We start from the raw sequence: 17,379 nt of genomic DNA, 5'->3' as shown, positions 1-17,379 counted from the left end.
TTCCCGAAATCGGGTCTGCTGGTGCCCCGCCGGGCGTTGAGGAGGCTGGGTTACGTGGGCGAGTCCCCCGACAGGGTGCTGCGGGACGGCGAGCGGGAGCAGGAGCGGGACCGCGAGCGGGCCGGTGTCGGCACCGGTACCGCTCCGGCCGGCGCTCCGGCCGCCGCTTCGGCGGCGAGGGCCGCGGCTCCGGCCGAGCCGGACGACGCCGACGCAGCCGAGGCCGCCGACGGAACCGGGGCCGCCGACGGAACCGGGGCCGACGGCGCCGCCGAACCCGCGGCGGGCGGTGCGCCGCGAGCGGCGAAGGCCGGCTCGACCGTGCAGCTCCGTGTCCGGGATGTGGACACCCGAACCACCATGCTGCGCCTGCCGGTCGACAACGCGACCACCGCGCTGCGCCTGCCCGATGAGGTGCTGAGGCCGGTGGGCCCTGACGGTTCCGCAGGTGACGGCGGTGAGAGCGGTGAAGAGGCGGCCGGAACGCCGACGGGTGCCGCCGCCGCGCCGGCCGAGCGCCCGGCCGCCGTCGATCCGCGTCTTGCGATCCGGACGGCCGTGGCGGCCGGGGCGGGAGGGGTCGCGAAGGCGGTGGAGAAGACGGCCGACGCACCGGAGGCGGACCGGTCCGGGGGTGCCGCGGGCGCCGGGGGAGCTGCCGAGGGCGCCGCCGAGGCCGCGGACGTCGAGAAGGCGGAGAAGGGCGAGAAGCCCGAGGAAGAGGAAACGGAGAAGGCCGAGAAGGCCGAGGACGTTCGGAACGCGGACCAGGCCGAGACGGAGGCCGCCGAACAGCCCGAGCAGCCCGCCGAGCCCGCCGAGTCCGAGCCGGCCGGGAAACCGGAGAAGCCCCGGGCGTCCCGGGCCCCCGCCGCCGGTACCGTCCCCGAACCGCCGGCGCCGAAGCCGCTGCCCGGTCCGGCCCCCGTTCCCGGGCCGGAGCCCGAGCCCGTTCCCGAGCCCGTCCCCGAGCCGGAGCCCGTCCCCGAGCCGGAGCCCGTCCCCGAGCCGGAGCCCGTCCCCGAGCCGGAGCCCGTCCCTGAGCCGGAGCCCGAGCCGGAGCCGACACCGAAGCCCGAGCCCGCCCGCAAGCCGGCCCCGAAGCCCGTACCGGTCCCGGTCCCCGAGCCGCTCCCCACGCCCGACCGGCAGCCGGTGCCGCCCGCACCGCCGCTGCCGAGGCCCGAGCCGCTGCCCGTCCCCGAGCCGATGCCGAGGCCGGAGACGACGGCCGAGGCCATGGAGGTCCTGGCGGCGCTCAACGCCCGCCCGGTCTCGCCGCTTCGCCGCGCGCTCAAGCGGATCACCATCTGGACCGTCTTCCTGGCCGTCGTCCTCGGCGCGGTGGCGACCGCCCAGCTGCTCCGGCCGCTGCCGAACACCAGGGTGAAGTCGACCTCCCCGGGCAGCTTCGCCTTCGGCGGCGACCCGCTCGACCTCGCCTGGCCCGCCAAGGGGCAGTCCGCCGCCGAGGTGGTCGGGGTCGGCAGCCTCGGCAGCTCCGGCCCGGAGACGCCGGCCTCGATCGCCAGCGTCACCAAGGTCATGAACGCCTACCTGATCCTCCAGGCGCACCCCCTGAAGAAGGGGGAGAGCGGCCCGAAGATCACCGTCGACAAGCAGGCCGCCCAGGAGTCCGGCAACGTCGACGAGTCCAAGGTCACCCTCGTCGAGAACCAGCAGCTCACCCAGTACGAGGCGCTGGAGATGCTGATGCTCCCCTCCGCCAACAACGTGGCCCGGCTGCTCGCCCGCTGGGACTCCGGCTCGGAGGAGGCGTTCGTGAAGAAGATGAACGACACCGCCGCCGCGTTCGGTATGACCAACACCGTCTACGCCGACCCGGCCGGGTTCATCGCCGACACCAAGAGCACCGCCAAGGACCAGCTGAAGCTCGCCGAGCGGGTCATGCAGAACGAGGTCTTCCGGCAGATCGTCTCCACCCCCGACACCACCTTCAACGGCCAGAAGATCTACAACACCAACCAGCTGATCTCCCCGAAGAACGGGATCATCGGTGTCAAGACCGGTTCCAGCACCCCGGCCGGCGGCTGCCTGATGTGGGCCGCGTACAAGGAGATCGGCGGCGTCAGGCGGCTGATCCTCGGCGTCACCCTCGGCCAGCCCGCGACCGCCACCGAGGGCATCCTCAAGGTGGTCCAGAACGTCAGCGCCAAGCAGATCCAGGCCGCCCAGAACGGGCTGACCGGACAGACCCCCGTCAAGCAGGGCGACGTGGTCGGCCAGGTCGACGACGGGCTCGGCGGCAAGGTCCCGGTCGTCGCGGCCAAGGACCTCACGGTGGCCGGCTTCCCCGGCATCACCGCCACCCTCACCCTGGACCCGGCGAAGATCGGCCACAAGGCCCAGGCCGGGACCGAGGTCGGCGTTCTGCGCTCGGGCGAGGGCGACAACCGGGTCGAGGTCCCGGTGGTCCTCCAGTCCGACCTGACCCCGCCGTCCATCCTCTCCCGGCTCACCCGCACGCTCTGAGCGGCCACCGGCCCCTGAGGCCCTGACGGAGGGGGAGCCGGCCCGGCCGGCTCCCCCTCCCGCCGTTCCGGCCCCGGGCGCCGCCGGAACGCGCGGTCAGAACCGGGTGCCGCCCCAGACGCCCGGTTCGGTGCGGGTGCCCAGAACGTGCGCGACCGGCTCCTCCTCCGCCACCACCCGGCCCAGCGCCAGCGCCAGCGTCAACCCGGCGAACAGCACGATCAGCCAGGACAGACCGGTGAAGATCACCCCGTACGCGCCGAACTCCGCCACGCTCTTCGCCATCGCGTGCGGCAGATAGATCCGCGCCGCCACCCCGAGGGCCATCACCGTCACCCCGCAGAGCAGCGCCCCCGGCAGCAGCGGCAGCCAGCGCGCCCGGCCACCCAGCAGCAGGTGCTGCGTCCACCACCAGAGCGCGGTGGTGCTCAGGAAGGCCAGCGGCAGCCCCAGCCAGGCGCCCGCGCCGAAACCGTCCCGTACCGGCGTCTGCAAGGCCAGCCAGATCAGCCAGACCGCCAGCCAGACCAGCCAGCGCCAGGCCGCCAGGCGCGTGCCCGCCCTCGGCAGCTCCCAGCAGCGCTCGCAGACCCGCTGCATCGCCCGGCTGAGCGCCGTCGCCGACAGCAGCGTCACCAGCGCGCCGACCACCCCGAAGCCGGTGTCCTCCTCGTGGCTCGTCGCCAGCAGCTGCTGCAGCGACTGCTGCGCCGCCCCCTGCACGCCAAGCTCGGTACGGAGCGAGTCCAGCACACCGGTGCGGATCGCCGTCGGGGCGAACACCGACACCACGAACAGCGCGGGCAGTGCGCTCAGAAAGGCCTGGGCGGCCAGCCGGGTGGCGCAGTCCAGCAGGTTCACCCGCAGCAGCTGGCCGACCGCCCGGCCCACCAGCGGCACCTGGTCGGGCAGCCCGCGCGCGAACCGCGTCAGCTCCGCCGACCGCTCCCGCAGCCGGGCCGTCCGCCGCCACTTCCCGCCGTCCGGGGGCTTCCCGTCCCCGCCTGCGCTGCCGCTGCCGCCGGTCCCGCGCCCGCCGCTGCCGTCGTCGCCCGGGGGCGGACCGGTCGGCTGCTCGCTCACGGGCTCGTCCTCCTCGGCCGCCGCCGGACGGGCGTCCGGGGCGCCCTGATCACCGGGCTCCATGGTCACCCGGCCCCCGGCCACCCGCATCCGGGCCGCGCGCCCGCGAACGGACCGCAGGCTCAGCCGGTACGGTCCAGCAGCGCGAGCGTCACCCCGCCGAGCGGCGTCACCCGGCCCGGCGCGCCGTACCGGGACCGGAGCACCCGCGCCTGGTCCTCCGGCATCGCGGCCAGCGGATCGGCGGTGTCCCCGAGCACCAGCAGCCATATGCGCTGCCCCTGCCCCACGCACTCGGCGGGCCGCGGACAGCCGACCGGGAAGAGGCCCTCCGCCTGGAGGGCGCTGCGCTCGACGAAGACCGGGGACGGCCGCACACCGTCCGGCAGATAGTAGGAGACACCCGCCCAGATCATCGCCCAGCTCTGGTCGCCGAGCGGGGCCGCCAGCCCGTCCCCGGGCCGGTACCCGGCCGCTATCAGCCCGGCGGCCGCCCGGTAGGGCTCCTTCGAGCGCGAGTGCGAACCCGCGTACCGCACCGAGGACTGCTTGGGCAGCGCCACCAGCGCGGGCACCGCGAGCAACCCGACCGCCAGCAGCGCCCCGGCGGCCCGGAGCTGCCCCGGCGTCCGGCTGCGCCGGGCCGCGGCCGCCACCGTCGTGTACACCGCGCGGACCCCGCCACCGCCCAGCGCCGCCCAGGCGGGCAGCGTGAACAGCAGATACCGGTCGACGAAGTACGAGGTGCTGCCGCGTGACACCAGCCAGACGCCCACCACCGGCACCACCGCGAGCAGCAGCAGCTGGAGGGCGGGCAGCCGCCGCGCGGGCAGCACCAGCACCAGCAGCGCGAGCAGGACGAAGCTGTGGAACACCGAGGCCGAGCCGAACAGCGGCTCACCGAAGTGCCACAGCTCGCTCAGCGAGGGCGTCCCTATCCAGCCCAGCTGCTGGCCCGACTGCCGGCTGCCCAGCACCACCACCGGCACCACCGGCAGCGCCGCCGCACCCACCGCCAGCGGGTACTGCCAGAACAGCCGCCGCTCCACCGCGCCCCGGGTGCGCCACAGGTGCAGCGCCACCACCATCAGCTGCCCGGCGAGGGTGCTGAGCGAGATCAGATGCCCCGCGCCCGCCGCCGCCATCGCCACGCCGTACGGCGCCCAGCGCCGCAGCCCCGGCCGCTCCAGCGCACGCAGCAGGAACCAGGTGGCCGCCGCGACCGCGCAGGTGACCAGCGCGTACGAGCGGGCCTCCTGCGCGTACCGCGAGACCAGCGGCACCACCGTGAACAGCAGCCCCCCGCCGATCGCCGCGACCCGCCCGCCGAACAGCCGCTCCGCGGTGAGCGCCACGAACGCCGCCGCGCCGGCCATCGCCAGCACCGAGGGCAGCCGCAGCGCGATCGCCGAGTCGCCGAACAGCGCCGTCCAGCCGTGCATCAGCAGGTAGTAGGCCCCGTTGCTGGCATCGATGTGCTGCAGCAGCCGGAGCAGATCACCGAGCGACCGGGTGGCCACCGTCCAGGTCGCCACCTCGTCCCGCCACAGCTCGGGCGTCCCGAGCCGGTACGTCCCGACCGCGAGCATGGCCAGCGCCGGCCACAGCCACACCTGCCCCAGCAGTCGGACAACCGTGCTCGAAGCGGCAGCTGGTCTCATCGGGCAGGCCTCGTCGTGGCGATGGAGCGGTTGGGTCCTTCGCAGGCTACTGGACTGCTCCTGACGCCCCATCGCCACCCGGCCCTCCAGCCGCCCGGCCCGTCCGGCCCCGCCGGATCCGCTCGGCACAACCGCCGAGCGGCGGCCGATCGAGGGCCGACAGTGACGATGGGGCGGGGCCGGATCGGCCGGATCCCCGAAGCGGCCGGTCGATCCGGTGACGTGCCGAACGCGTCGGCACCGACGTCGAGCCGGTCGTGGGTTCCGGCCTCGCCGGGTGGGTGGTCCCCGCACCGGAGACACCAGGACGATCCGCCCGCGGCCGAGGCCCCACAGGCATCCGTTCACCCGAATGGCCGGTACGGATGAGGACGGGTGCCCGCGTGCCTACGCTGGGGAACGCGGGGCCGGAGCTGCGCCCGGGACCATGTCACCGGCATGCGGGGGCGCGCGGGGGAAGCCGCTCCGAAGACATCGGACGAGCAGGGTCACGGCTCTCGTGAACCCGTGATCGTGTCCGGGTCCCGCGTTCTCGGAAGGAGCGAATGACGATGACGTCTGTCACCGCGCCGACGCAGTTCCTCGTCCTGTCCCAGGCGGACCTGGGCAGGCCGCTCCAGGTCCAGCTCAACGGGCTGGTCGTGGTGGACCTGGAGACCAACGCCAGCATCGGATCCGACTGGCGCTACACGCCGCTGATCGGGGGCCCGGAGTCGTTCGAGCTGCTCAGCGACGCCGAACTGTCCGGCAAGATCCCGGGTTCGTCGGGAGCCCACTCCTTCCTGTTCCGTGCCGTGCGGCCCGGAACCGGGGAGCTGAGGTTCGAGCATGAGCAGCAGGGCCAGCCGGACGGGGAACCGGTCCTGTTCACCATCGAGATCGTGCCGGCTGACTGAGCTCGGGGGATCTGGGCGGTACCGCCCGGGAGTCGGGCCTTCGACCGGCCGGAGCCGCGGCGTTCCCCCGGTTGAACCGCCGACCACCCGGGCGGTGCCGCCACCTCGTGGCCGCACGCGGCCGCGATCTCGGGGGAGCCGCTCCGCCTGGGCGGCCGGGGTCACCGCCCGGGCAGCGCCACCCGGCCGGCAAACACGCAGATCAGCGAGGTGTCGACAAACAGAACAGGGGCCGGGGCGCAGCGGGGGGAGATCTCCGGCAGTCCGATCCGCTAGTCTGTCATCGGTCAGTCGGCTGTCCCGCTGCGGACACGGGCGCCACCCTTCCCCGGGTGTCGCCGGGAGCGCGTGCCCACTGCCTGACCAGGGCGTTTGTCCAACCAGCCCGAAGCCCCTTCCGGGTTTCGGCAAGGTCCTTGACAAGCCCCGCCTCAGTAGCTCAGGGGATAGAGCACGGCTCTCCTAAAGCCGGTGTCGCAGGTTCGAATCCTGCCTGGGGCACAGAGAACGCACAGGTCACAGGCCCTCCGCCCACCCGGACTGGAGGGCCTGTGGCGTTCCGGCGCACATGCGGTACACGTGGTCGGGGCGGGGCCGCCCGGGAAGCGCCGCCGCCCCCGCCGCCGGTTCGCCGGCCGTGGGCCCGGGCCGGGTTTCGGGGGAGGTGAGGGTCGGCCTACGCCCGGGGGAGGAGGCCGGACGGGACGGGGTCCGCCTCGGGGATGATCAAGGAACCGACGTTGTGGCGACGGAAGCGGACGCTGTCGCTCCGTAGGCTCTTCATGATCCTGACGGCGCATCATGGCTGATCAGAGGCGTGAAACCGAGGAACGATGACGACGTACAGGTACACCATGGCCGAGCTGCGCGGACAGCTTCGGCAACTGTTCCTCACCGGGGCGGCGATCGCGATGGGCGTGGCCTTTCTGATCGCCTCGGTCAGCGGGAGCGGGGCGCTGGTGGACTCCTTCAGCCAGACGGCGGCCGCCGAGGTGGGGCCGGGCGATCTCCAGGTGACCGGGGCCACGGCGCAGAGTGTGCTGGACGAGGGGACGGCCGCCCGGGTGCGGCAGGTGGCCGGGGTGACGGAGGTCTCGCTGCGGCAGACCGGCAGGGGCGGCGTACTGACCCCGGCCGGTCTGCCGCTGGACGAGACCGCCGTGGTGAGCTCCGTGGCGTCCGACCCGGCCCTGCGGTGGCAACTGCTCAAGGACGGCCGGTGGCCGGGCGGCCCCGGCGAGGTGCTGCTCGACGCCGAGACCGCGCGGCGGATCGACGCCGCGCCAGGTGCGGACGTCCGGCTGGCCCTGGCCGACGGCGGCACCGCCACCGTCCGGCTGGTCGGGACCCTGGACGGGCGCGGCGCGCCCAGCTTCGCCGGCCGGCCCGTGGTCGCCGTCCCGGACGGGCAGGTGGAGCGGTACGCGACCGGCGTCAGCGGCACCCGGCTCGACCTCCGCCTCGCTCCCGGCACCTCCCGCTCGCAGACCGCCGAGGCGCTGCGCGGCGTCCTCGACGGCCAGACGGAGGTCCGCACCCGGGAGGCCTCCGTCGCCGAGGCGACCAAGCAGAGCCGCACGCTCTACGGGGTGGTGCTGATAGCCGCGCTGTCGTTCGTGCTGATCGCCCTCGCCGTCGCGCGCATGGTGGTCAGCAACACCTTCGCCGTCGTGCTGGCGCAGCGGACCCGCCAGCTCGCCCTGTTGCGGTGTGTCGGCGCCGACCGTGCCCAGATCCGGCGACTGATCCGCCGTCAGGGCCTGTTGCTCGGCGCGGGCGCGTCGGCCGCCGGAGTGCTGCTCGGCACCGGGTTGTGCGCGGTCGGGACGGCGCTGGCCGGCACCGTCGACCTCGGACCGGTGCACCTCTCGCTCATGCCGTCCCCGCTCACCTGTGTGCTGGCCGGGCTGTTCGGCGTCGCACTCACCGTTCTCGCCGTACGCGGCCCGGCGAAGGCCGCCGCGGCGGTGCCGCCGATCGCCGCGCTCGGCGGCGCGCACAGCGCCGGCAGCGGTACGGCCCGGCTGCGCGCCGCCGCGCTGTCCGTGCTGCTGCTGGTGGCGGGCGTCGGTCTGCTGGCGGCCGGGGTGGTGGCCGGACCGCCGTTGTCGCTGCTCGCCGTCACCCTCGGTGCGATCAGCAGCTTCTTCGGCGTGCTGCGGCTCTGCCACCGACTGCTGCCCGCGGTCGTCGCCGCGCTGGGGGCACCGGCCCGACGGCTCTGCGGCACGGCGGGGCGGCTCGCCACGCAGCAGTTGCGGCTCAACCCGGCCCGGACCGGGGCCACCGGGTCGGCGTTGCTGCTCGGTGTGACGGTGATGGTCAGCGCCGTCACCGCGCTGGAGATCACCTCCAACTCCCTGGTGCCGGCGTTCTCCGCCCGCCAGCCCGGTGTCTTCTCGGCCACCGCCACCGGTGGTACTCCGCTGCCCGCCGGGGCGGTCACCGCGCTCGGTGCGGAGCCCGGACTGATCGTCACACCCGTCCGCTCGGCCACCCTGGAGGTCGACGGCCGCAGTCTGCTCGTGGCCGGCGCCGACCCGGCCCGGCTCAACGCGACCGCCGACGGCGTCGACCGGGCCCGCGCGCTGGCCGACGGCGCCGCGCTGACCGGCTTCGGGGACGGTCCGGCGGGCACCGGTGCGGCCGGTGCGCACCAGGTCGCGGGGGCGGTGGGACAGCCCGGCACCACCCTGCGGGTCGAACCCGGGCGCAGCGCCCTGCCGTTCACGCTCCAGACCGGGGCCGCGCTGTTCGTGACCCCGGCGACCATGGAGCGGCTCGCCCCCGGTGCGGCCGTCACCACGGTGTGGATCAGCCCTGCCGAAGGCACCGACCGGCTCACCGCCCGCCGGGCGATGGACCGGGCGCTGGGCGGATATCCGCACGTCGACGTCGTCGACACGGCTGCCCAGGCCGAGACCATGCGTTCGCTGCTCGACCGGATGATGCTGATCACCATGGCGCTGCTCGGCTTCTCGGTCCTGATCGCCGGGCTCGGTGTCGCGGCCACCCTGATGCTCAGCATCAGCGAGCGTGCCCGGGAGATCGGCATGCTGCGGGCGATCGGGATGTCCCGGCAGCAGCTGCGCCGGATGCTGACCCTGGAGGCGGTGCTGCTCTCGACGGCGGGCGCGCTGGTCGGTACCGGCCTCGGGCTGGCCTACGGCTGGGCGGCCGCGCGGTCGGTCACCTCCACGCTGGGGACGACCGGTGGCCCGCCGGTCCTGCTGGTGCTGGCGGCGCTGGTGCTGACGGTGCTGACCGGGCTCGCCGCCGCCGTCCTGCCGGCCCGGCGGGTCGGCCGGATGACCGTCGTGGCCGCGATGCGGGCGGTCTGACGGCCGGCCGACGAGGACAGCCGAGCGCGTGGCCGCCGTCCGGAGCGGCCACGCGGCAGGCGCGTCAGCGGACCGCGCTGTCCGGGTGACCGGTGCCCTCGTCGAGGGCGTTGTCGTAGGCATTGCCGAGAGTGCTGCCGAGGGTGCCGTCGAGGGCCGGGCCACCCGGGGCGGGGCCGGCCGGGGAGACGAGGACGCGCTGGACCCGGGGCCTGGTCCGCCAGTTGACCCGTCGGACGTCCCGGGCCAGGGCGCCGGGGCGCCAGAGCTCGATGACGGTGGTGACCGTACCCAGCACGATTCCGGCGGCCAGCCAGCCACCGAGGACGTCGCTCGGCCAGTGCACCCCGAGGGCGGTCCTCGTCCAGCCGATCGTCAGCACGGTCACCGCGGCGACGGCGCAGGCGGCGATGCGCCCGCCGCGCCCGACCCGGGGCCAGAGCAGCCCGACCAGGACGGCGCAGGTGATCGCGGAGGCCATCGCGTGACCGGACGGGAAGGCCGGGCCGCCGGCGTGTGAGACGGGGTCGCTGAAGTGCGGCCGCTGACGGTCGAAGGAGAGCTTCAGCAGCCACTGGCCACCCCAGCCGACCAGGGTCTGCGCGACCACCCAGCCGGCCAGCACACGCGCGCCGATCAGCCAGAGCCAGAGGGCGGCGATGCCCAGCAGCGTACGCATGGTGATCGTGCCGCCGATGTCGGAGAGCGTCTGCACCGCGGCCGTTCCGGCGGTGTGCTCCCGGGCGTAGCGGTGCATCCGGTCGATCCAGCCGTGGTCGAGGGCGCTGAGCGGGTGCCAGCCGGTCTGCACCAGGGCCGCCAGGACGCCGAACAACGCGGCACAGCCGACCGCGAGTGCCGAATACCGGAGCAGGCGACGGTCACGCGGGGTGATGGTGGATGCGCTGTTGGTCAGGTGCATGGCTGACACCTTCCCAGTGCGCCGGGCCGATCGGGCAGCGGGGTGATAGCGATTTTGCATCTTTTGTGCGGAGAACTTGCGCACGCCGGGGTGTGTGCGCCGGTGAAAGCGAAGGCGCTCGCCGTCGGGTCCGGCGGCAATGTTGGCCGGACAGTGCGGGAACGTGGGCGGCGGCCCATGGGTTCACGATGTGGAGGAGTTGCGAAGCGGTGTGCCGCAACGGGGTGTCCGTTCCGAATCGGTCGCTCGATTGGCACCCGATGTGCCGGGGTGGTCACCCTCCGTCCAAAACCGGGGTGAAAATCGGCAGGATACTGCATCGCTGGAAGAATCTGAGCGACTTGGGAATGTTGTCCGGAATCTGTTCGTTGGATCGTTACGTGTGAGCCCTGCGGGGCCCGCATTTCTTGCCCTCTCGGGGCAGGCAGGCAGACCCCGGCAATACCAGCAAAGGGAGCAAGCATGGCCACCCGTGCCGTCGTTCGCGACAGGGCCGACCGGACTCGCGCGGCCCGCCCGACCAACCTTGAGGCCGACCGCGACCTGGTCGGTATGTACCTCGACGAGATCGCCAGGACGCCCCTGCTCGATGCCGCCGAGGAGGTCGAGCTCTCGCTGCGGATCGAGGCCGGTGTGTACGCCCAGCACCTGCTGGAAGCGGGCGAACTGCCGAAAGGCGTGAAGCGCAAGGAGCTGGAGGCGATAGCCGAGGACGCCGAGCGCGCCAAGGACGTCTTCATCCGGTCCAATCTCCGTCTCGTGGTCGCTGTGGCGCGCCGTTACCCGCGCAGTGGCCTTCCCCTGCTGGACCTCATCCAGGAGGGCAACGCGGGCCTGGTGCGGGCGGTGGAGAAGTTCGACTACGCCAAGGGGTTCAAGTTCTCCACCTATGCCACCTGGTGGATCCGGCAGGCGATCACCCGGTCGATCGCCGACCAGTCGCGCACCATCCGGCTGCCCGTCCACCTGGTCGAGGAGCTGGGCCGGATCCGGCGGGTGCAGCGGGAGAAGTCCAAGGAGCTGGGCCGCGAGGCCGAGCCGGCCGAGATCGCGGCCGAGCTGGACACCACCGAGGCGCGGATCAAGGACGTGCTGGACTGGGCCCGGGACCCGGTCAGCCTCAATATGTCGGTCGACGACGAGGGTGAGACCCAGTTCGGCGACCTCGTCGAGGACACCGGAGCGACCTCCCCCGAGGACGCCGTGATGGTCATGCTCCGCCGTGAGGAGCTGGACGGTCTGATCGGGCGGCTGGACGACCGTACGGCATCGATCATCCGGTCGCGGTACGGGATGGAGGACGGCCGCGAGCGCACCCTGACCGAGGTGGGCAAGCAGCACGGGCTGACCCGTGAGCGGATCCGCCAGATCGAGAAGCACGCGCTGGCCGAGCTGAAGCGGATCGCCGACCACTCGGGCTTCGAGGCTGCCTGAGCTGCCTGATCTCCCAGCCCGAGGGGAGCGGCCGGCAGGCCGCGTGCGGGTGTGCTGTGCGTGCCGTGACCGTCGTGGCGGGCCGTGCTGCGGAGCGCTCCGCACCAAGGCCCGTTCTCTGCCGACGGCGGCGGCCCGGCGAGCTTCTAGGCTGTAGGGGCAGGTGGGGGACGGGTAGAAGCGGCAGGGGATCGGGACGACAGTGAACAACGGAGGCGGGTCGGTGAGCGAGCAGGATTCGGTACGGGGTGCCGAGAGCGCCGAGAGCGCCAAGCGTGGGAACGAGGACAAGAAGGCGCCGAAGGCCCGGCTGGTCTTCCGGGACCCGCTGGACCAGCAGTCCCGGGACGACACCGACGCCGGCTGGGGCGACCGCCCGGGAGCAGGCTCCGGGGGCGGTGGCGGACGGGGGCTGGACTGGTACCTGAGCCAGCGCCCGCCGCACCACGGGGACTGAAGGGGCCGACGGGTCCGCCGTCGGCGGGGGCGGTCAGCGCTCCCGCGTGACCAGCGCGTCGCGGATCTCGGTGAGCAGGACGACCTCCTTGGCCTCGGCTTCGATCTGCGTCTCGGCGAGGCTCTTGCGCTTGGCGGCGAACCTGGTCATGGGCAGGATCAGGCAGAAGTAGACGACGGCCGCGGTGATCAGGAACTGCAGGGCCGCGCTGAGCACGGAGCCCCACAGGATGAAGACGCCGGAGGTGACCTCGCCGGTCGCGCTGACCGCACAGGGACCCTTGAGGCAGGAACTGTAGGACGCCAGATCCTTGGCTCCGAAAACACCGACGATCGGATTGATTACGCCCTTGACGAAGGCGTTGACGATGTTGGTGAAAGCCGCACCGATGACAACGGCGACGGCGAGGTCGACGACATTTCCACGCAGCAGGAATTCCTTGAAGCCTTTCATGTCGCGTGAACGACGAAGTCGTTGTCCGGTTACGGGTGATCTTCCTCCTTTCCCAATTGGCAACCTGTTTGGTGCAGGGCCGCGGCTCCCGGTGGCCAGAGCGCCGCTCGCGCCGGTCCACTGGCGAGCGCGGTGACCACGGCGAGCAGGACCAGAACCGGCACCCCGCCCCGCCGCCGTACGGGGTGCCACAGCCGGTGCCACCCGCCGACGCCGCGCCGGATCGGCGGAAACCGGGGCACCTCCCGCTGCGGCGGGACGGCCGGCGCGGGCGGCGGAGCGGTGTACCTCCGGGCCGGAGCCGACTGCGGGGCGCGGGGCAGCGGGGACGAGAGCGGGAGAGTGAGGGGGAGGGGGAGCGTGAAGCTCGGGGTCGTCATCGGGCACCACCGGTGGTCGCAGGGCGCCGGCCCCAACCGGGCCGGTCTCTTGTGACCCACACTCTGCGCCGCGCCCACGGCGGACGGAACCCCTCTTTCGGATCCTGTGGAAAACCCGGGGTTGTGGATAACTTCGTACACCCACACGGGTGAGGCTGCCCGTTTCCGGGAATGCGACGGGAATGCGAAAGGCCCGCCGACTCCGCCAAAAAGCGGGTCAACGGACCTTTCGAATGCCTGGATCGGCCGGGGTGCCAGAGGTTCGGCGGTACCCGGCCTGAGCCGCTCCGGCCTCAGCCGGCCGACTTCGCAGCGGGAGCCGGGCTCGCCGCGGGGGCCGAGCCGTTCGAAGCGGCGGTCGACGGGGACGACGCGCCGGACGACACCGAGGACGAGCCCCCCGCCGGGGACGACGAAGCGGCGCCCACCGAGCTGCTGGAGGACGAACGGCTGTCGGTCCGGTAGAAGCCCGAGCCCTTGAAGACCACGCCCACGGCCGAGAAGACCTTGCGGAGCCGCCCCTGGCAGTCGGGGCACGTGGTCAGTGCCTCGTCGGTGAACTTCTGCACCGCCTCCAGGCCGTTGCCGCACTCGGTGCACTGGTACTGGTACGTGGGCACTTGTCTTCCTCCTGGCACTCTCGCCTGATGAGTGCTAACGATGGTCAATGATGCGGCATTCCGCTGGATCAGTCCAGCGACTCCGGTGTGAGATGAGCCGGGGCGCGACCGCGGACCACCGCCCGGACCGGTCGGCTCAGCCCTTGACCGCGCCCACCAGCTGCGCCGTCGCGGTCCGCCCGGACGCCTCCACGCCCGGCGAGTCCACCGAACCGACCGCGCCCGCCGAGTCCGGCGTGCCCGCCGAGTTCGCCGAACCGGCCACGCCCGGCGCGACCAGCAGGTGCCGCAACGCGATCAGCGTCACCAGGCCCAGCCCGGCACCGGCCACCGTCACCAGGAACCCGGCCGACGGGCCCCACCCGTCGATCAGCTGCCCGGCCACCGTGGACCCGGTCGCCAGACCGAGGCCGATGGCACCGGTCAGCCAGGTGAAGGCCTCGGTCTTGGCGCCGTCCGCGACCAGCGTTTCGACCAGGGTGTACCCGGTGATCAGCGTCGGGGCGATGGCGAGGCCGCAGACCAGCCCGGCGGCCGTCAGCGCGACCAGGTCGGGCATCGCCCAGAGCGTCGAGCAGCCGAGCACCAGCAGCGCGTAACTGGCGAGCAGCCGGTGCCTCGCGGCCCTGCGCCAGGCGACCAGACCGTACAGCACACCGGCCAGCATCGAACCGCCGGCGAAGACCCCGTACACGATGCCACCGGCCCCGTGCCGCCCCACCGAGTCGGCGAAGGCGGTCACCGAGACCTGCATGGCGCCGAAGACGGAGCCGACCCCCAGGAACACGCCGGCCAGCAGCCGGACGCCCGGGGAGGCGAGCGCGGAGGCACGACGGACGCCGGGCTGGTGCGGGTGCCGGGCCGGGGCGGTGCGGCGCTGGGCGGCGAAGGCCAGCCCGCCGGCCACGGTCAGCGCGGCCTCGCCGATCAGCCCGGCGGACGGGCTGACCGAGGTGGCGATGGCGCCGGCCAGCACCGGACCGATCACGAAGGTGAACTCGTCCGTCACCGACTCGAAGGCGAAGGCGGTGTTCAGCTTGGCGGCGGGCGCGCCGTCCGCGGAGAGCTTGGCGACCCAGCGGGCCCGGACCATCGCGCCGACCTGCGGCACGCTGGCGCCGGCCGGGGCGGCGGCGAGGAACAGGCTCCAGACCGGGGCGTGGCCGAGCGCCAGCGCGATCAGCGCGCCGACCGAGAGCGCGTGCACCAGCACGGTCGGGACCAGTACGGCCGCCTGGCCGTAGCGGTCGGCCAGCCGGCCGGTCTGCGGGCCGATGAGGGCCTGGGCGACGGCCGAGACCGCCGCGACGCTGCCGGCCGTGCCGTACGAGCCGTGGGTGTCGAGGACCAGCAGCACGATGCCCAGGCTGAGCATCGCGTAGGGGAGCCGCGCGGCGAACGCGGGCGCCAGGAACGTCCAGACGCCGGGCGTGCGCAGCAGCGCGCCGTACCCGATCCGGGCGGGCGCGCCGGCACCGGTGTCCGGGGCGGTACGGGCGTCCGCGGTGTCCAGGGCGGCGCGGGTGTCCGCGGTGTTGTCGACCGTTCGGCGGGCCGTCACGGTCGGTCCTTCCTGCTGCCTGGTAGCGCGGAAGGGACATGGGACGGCCCCGACGGCGCCGAGAGTCGTCCTCTCGCGCGTCGACCGGGGTAGTTACCGGGCCGGGCCGGCGCGGTGCGCCGAGGGCCGGGCCGCGGCCGCCGAGCGGTCGCGCCAACTCTGCATCAGGCAGATGCTGGGTGTGTATCAACCATCATACGTATACGCGCGTAGATAGCGCGCTGACCCCCACTTTACAGGGCAGATCCAATACTGTCCCGCCGGATGAAGGCGCCGGGCCGGTGAACAGCGGTGAACGCGGGGAGAAGCCCCCGCGCCGACCGCCCGGGACCGCCCGGCCGGCCACCCGCCCGTTCAGTCACCCCGCCCGTTCAGCCACCCCGCGAGCTTGCCGCCCTTGTCCACGGCCCGCAGCCGCCGCTCCGCCGCCTCGCCGACCTCGTCCGTGGTGACCACCAGCAGCTCGTCGCCGCCGCGCAGCACGGTTGCCTTGTCGGGCACGAAGCTGTTCCCCTCGCGCACCACCAGGGTCACCGCCGCGCCGGCCGGCAGCCGCAGCTCGCCGATCTCCACGCCGGACATCCGGGAGGCGGGGGAGAGCGCCACCGACAGCAGGTGGCCGTGCAGCTTCTCCAGCGGCGCGGACTCGATGCCCAGGTCCTGGCCCATCGAGCCCTCGGAGATCCGCAGCCGCTTGGCGACCCAGGGCAGGGTCGGGCCCTGGAGCAGGGTGAAGACCACGACCAGGATGAAGACGATGTTGAACACGTCCTGGGCCCTGGGCGTGCCCGCCACCATCGGGATGGTGGCCAGCACGATGGGCACCGCCCCGCGCAGTCCGGCCCAGCTCAGCAGCGCCTGCTCGCGGCCGGGCAGCCGGAACGGGGTCAGCGTGAGCATCACCGACAGCGGCCGGGCCAGGAAGACCAGCACGGTGCCTATCACCAGCGCGGGCACCACGGCGGAGCCCATCGTCCCGGGGGTGCAGAGCAGGCCGAGCAGCACGAACATGCCGATCTGGCCGATCCACGCCAGGCCGTCGGCGAAGCCGCGGACGGCCGGGCCGTGCGGCAGTTTGGCGTTGCCGAGGATCACGGCGCTTATGTAGACGGCGAGGAAGCCGGAGCCGTGCAGCAGGGCACCGCCGGCGTAGGCGAGCACGGTCAGTGCCATGACGGCGATGGGGTAGAGGCCGGAGGACGGCAGGGCGACGTGCTTGATGCCGTACGCGCCGAGCTTGCCGATCGCGAGGCCGACCGCCGCGCCGATCGCCAGCTCGGCGGCGATCGTGCCGATCAGGACGTACCAGGAGTCCAGCTCGCCGGTGGTGGCGAAGGCGACGACCAGGATGACCACGGGTGCGTCGTTGAAGCCCGACTCGGCCTCCAGCAGGCCGGTCAGCCGGTGGGGCAGCGGCACCATCCGCAGGACCGAGAAGACGGCGGCGGCGTCGGTGGAGGAGACGATCGCGCCGAGCAGCATGGAGGTGCGCCAGTCCAGGCCGACCAGCCAGTGCGCGCCCGCGGCGGTGACGAAGACGCTCACCCCGACGCCGACGGTGGCGAGCACGGTGGCCGCCGGCATCACCGGTTTGACCTCGCGCCAGCTCGTCTTGAGACCGCCCTCGGCCAGGATCACCACCAGGGCGGCGTAGCCGAGCACCTGGGTCAGCGCGGCGTTGTTGAAGGAGACGCCGAGGCCGTTCTGGCCGAGGGCGACGCCGATCCCGAGATAGATCAGCAGGCTTGGTAGCCCTGATCGGGTCGAGATGCGCACGGCAACCACCGCGACCAGCAGGATCACGGAGAACTCGAGGAGCAGCTGGTTCAGGTGGTCGACATTCACGCAGGGGCACCTCGAGCGGGCTGGGGGCGGGCGGGGTGTCTGACGGCGGTGAGGCCGAAGGGGGAGCCGACCGGCAAGGGTCAATGCTCCCCTTGCGGATCGTTACTCAGTCTAACATTTTGCCATATCTTTAGTTTCGCTTCTCACACAGGCCTTCATCGGGCGTCCGGGGCTTCCCAGTTGACCTCCTCCGATCCCACGGTGAGCGTCCCCCGTGCACGCCCGCCAGCCGA

Annotated in this window: 12 protein-coding genes and 1 tRNA gene; 6 read left to right on the top strand and 7 right to left on the bottom strand. The window is 73.2% G+C overall.

Annotated elements, in window-relative coordinates; genetic code table 11:
- Positions 1-54 precede the first annotated feature (54 nt).
- Positions 55-2,493 (top strand): hypothetical protein, encoded by a 2,439-nt coding sequence (locus tag ACIP82_RS27290; protein WP_400657058.1) that lies wholly within the window; start codon positions 55-57, stop codon positions 2,491-2,493.
- Positions 2,494-2,589: 96 nt separating this feature from the next.
- Here ACIP82_RS27290 and ACIP82_RS27285 read toward each other — a convergent pair whose 3' ends face one another.
- Together ACIP82_RS27285 and ACIP82_RS27280 are read right to left on the bottom strand one after the other, a co-directional pair.
- On the bottom strand, positions 2,590-3,576 hold the full coding sequence (locus tag ACIP82_RS27285; protein WP_363606903.1) for a YhjD/YihY/BrkB family envelope integrity protein: 987 nt from the start codon (positions 3,574-3,576) through the stop codon (positions 2,590-2,592).
- 122 nt (positions 3,577-3,698) lie between these two features.
- Complete coding sequence (locus ACIP82_RS27280) at positions 3,699-5,189, bottom strand: glycosyltransferase family 39 protein (RefSeq protein ID WP_363606904.1); 1,491 nt, start codon at positions 5,187-5,189, stop codon at positions 3,699-3,701.
- A gap of 599 nt (positions 5,190-5,788) precedes the next feature.
- Between ACIP82_RS27280 and ACIP82_RS27275 the strand changes: the two genes are divergently transcribed.
- The 3 genes from ACIP82_RS27275 to ACIP82_RS27265 all read left to right on the top strand — a co-directional run bounded on the left by ACIP82_RS27275 (position 5,789) and on the right by ACIP82_RS27265 (position 9,474).
- Positions 5,789-6,133, top strand: coding sequence for a protease inhibitor I42 family protein (locus ACIP82_RS27275; protein WP_363606906.1), 345 nt, complete (start codon positions 5,789-5,791; stop codon positions 6,131-6,133).
- Between the two features lie 428 nt (positions 6,134-6,561).
- A tRNA-Arg gene (locus tag ACIP82_RS27270) sits at positions 6,562-6,634 on the top strand.
- Between the two features lie 332 nt (positions 6,635-6,966).
- Entirely contained in the window at positions 6,967-9,474 is a 2,508-nt protein-coding gene (locus ACIP82_RS27265) for an ABC transporter permease (protein WP_400657054.1), read from the top strand.
- A gap of 64 nt (positions 9,475-9,538) precedes the next feature.
- Here the strand turns inward: ACIP82_RS27265 and ACIP82_RS27260 are convergent, their stop codons facing one another.
- Positions 9,539-10,396: a phosphatase PAP2 family protein gene (locus ACIP82_RS27260; protein ID WP_363606908.1), complete on the bottom strand. Its 858-nt coding sequence runs from the start codon at positions 10,394-10,396 to the stop codon at positions 9,539-9,541.
- A 462-nt stretch (positions 10,397-10,858) separates the two neighbouring features.
- On the opposite strand from ACIP82_RS27260, the gene ACIP82_RS27255 reads away from it, so the two are divergent.
- Positions 10,859-11,830: a sigma-70 family RNA polymerase sigma factor gene (locus ACIP82_RS27255; RefSeq protein WP_363606909.1), complete on the top strand. Its 972-nt coding sequence runs from the start codon at positions 10,859-10,861 to the stop codon at positions 11,828-11,830.
- A gap of 223 nt (positions 11,831-12,053) precedes the next feature.
- Positions 12,054-12,287 (top strand): hypothetical protein, encoded by a 234-nt coding sequence (locus ACIP82_RS27250; RefSeq protein WP_400657052.1) that lies wholly within the window; start codon positions 12,054-12,056, stop codon positions 12,285-12,287.
- A gap of 33 nt (positions 12,288-12,320) precedes the next feature.
- Here ACIP82_RS27250 and mscL read toward each other — a convergent pair whose 3' ends face one another.
- The 4 genes from mscL to ACIP82_RS27230 all read right to left on the bottom strand — a co-directional run bounded on the left by mscL (position 12,321) and on the right by ACIP82_RS27230 (position 17,146).
- The gene (mscL, locus tag ACIP82_RS27245; protein WP_363606911.1) at positions 12,321-12,740 is read right to left on the bottom strand and encodes a large conductance mechanosensitive channel protein MscL; all 420 of its coding nucleotides are present in this window, start codon (positions 12,738-12,740) and stop codon (positions 12,321-12,323) included.
- A 673-nt stretch (positions 12,741-13,413) separates the two neighbouring features.
- Positions 13,414-13,740, bottom strand: a complete 327-nt coding sequence (locus ACIP82_RS27240) for an FmdB family zinc ribbon protein (protein ID WP_400657050.1) — start codon at positions 13,738-13,740, stop codon at positions 13,414-13,416.
- 136 nt (positions 13,741-13,876) lie between these two features.
- Positions 13,877-15,253, bottom strand: a complete 1,377-nt coding sequence (locus ACIP82_RS27235) for an MFS transporter (RefSeq protein ID WP_400657125.1) — start codon at positions 15,251-15,253, stop codon at positions 13,877-13,879.
- A gap of 402 nt (positions 15,254-15,655) precedes the next feature.
- Positions 15,656-17,146 (bottom strand): potassium/proton antiporter, encoded by a 1,491-nt coding sequence (locus ACIP82_RS27230; RefSeq protein WP_363606914.1) that lies wholly within the window; start codon positions 17,144-17,146, stop codon positions 15,656-15,658.
- Positions 17,147-17,379 lie beyond the last annotated feature (233 nt).

The organism is Kitasatospora sp. NPDC088548 (genome assembly GCF_044753005.1).
Lineage (GTDB): Bacteria > Actinomycetota > Actinomycetes > Streptomycetales > Streptomycetaceae > Kitasatospora.
This window is presented reverse-complemented; position numbering and strand designations above follow the sequence as displayed.

What these genes read in the sequence shown, in the direction of transcription:
- ACIP82_RS27275 (WP_363606906.1), top strand. Translation starts at nt 5,789, where the DNA reads ATGACGTCTGTCACCGCGCCGACGCAGTTCCTCGTCCTGTCCCAGGCG.
- ACIP82_RS27265 (WP_400657054.1), top strand. Translation starts at nt 6,967, where the DNA reads ATGACGACGTACAGGTACACCATGGCCGAGCTGCGCGGACAGCTTCGG.
- ACIP82_RS27260 (WP_363606908.1), bottom strand. Translation starts at nt 10,396, where the DNA reads ATGCACCTGACCAACAGCGCATCCACCATCACCCCGCGTGACCGTCGC.
- ACIP82_RS27255 (WP_363606909.1), top strand. Translation starts at nt 10,859, where the DNA reads ATGGCCACCCGTGCCGTCGTTCGCGACAGGGCCGACCGGACTCGCGCG.
- mscL (WP_363606911.1), bottom strand. Translation starts at nt 12,740, where the DNA reads ATGAAAGGCTTCAAGGAATTCCTGCTGCGTGGAAATGTCGTCGACCTC.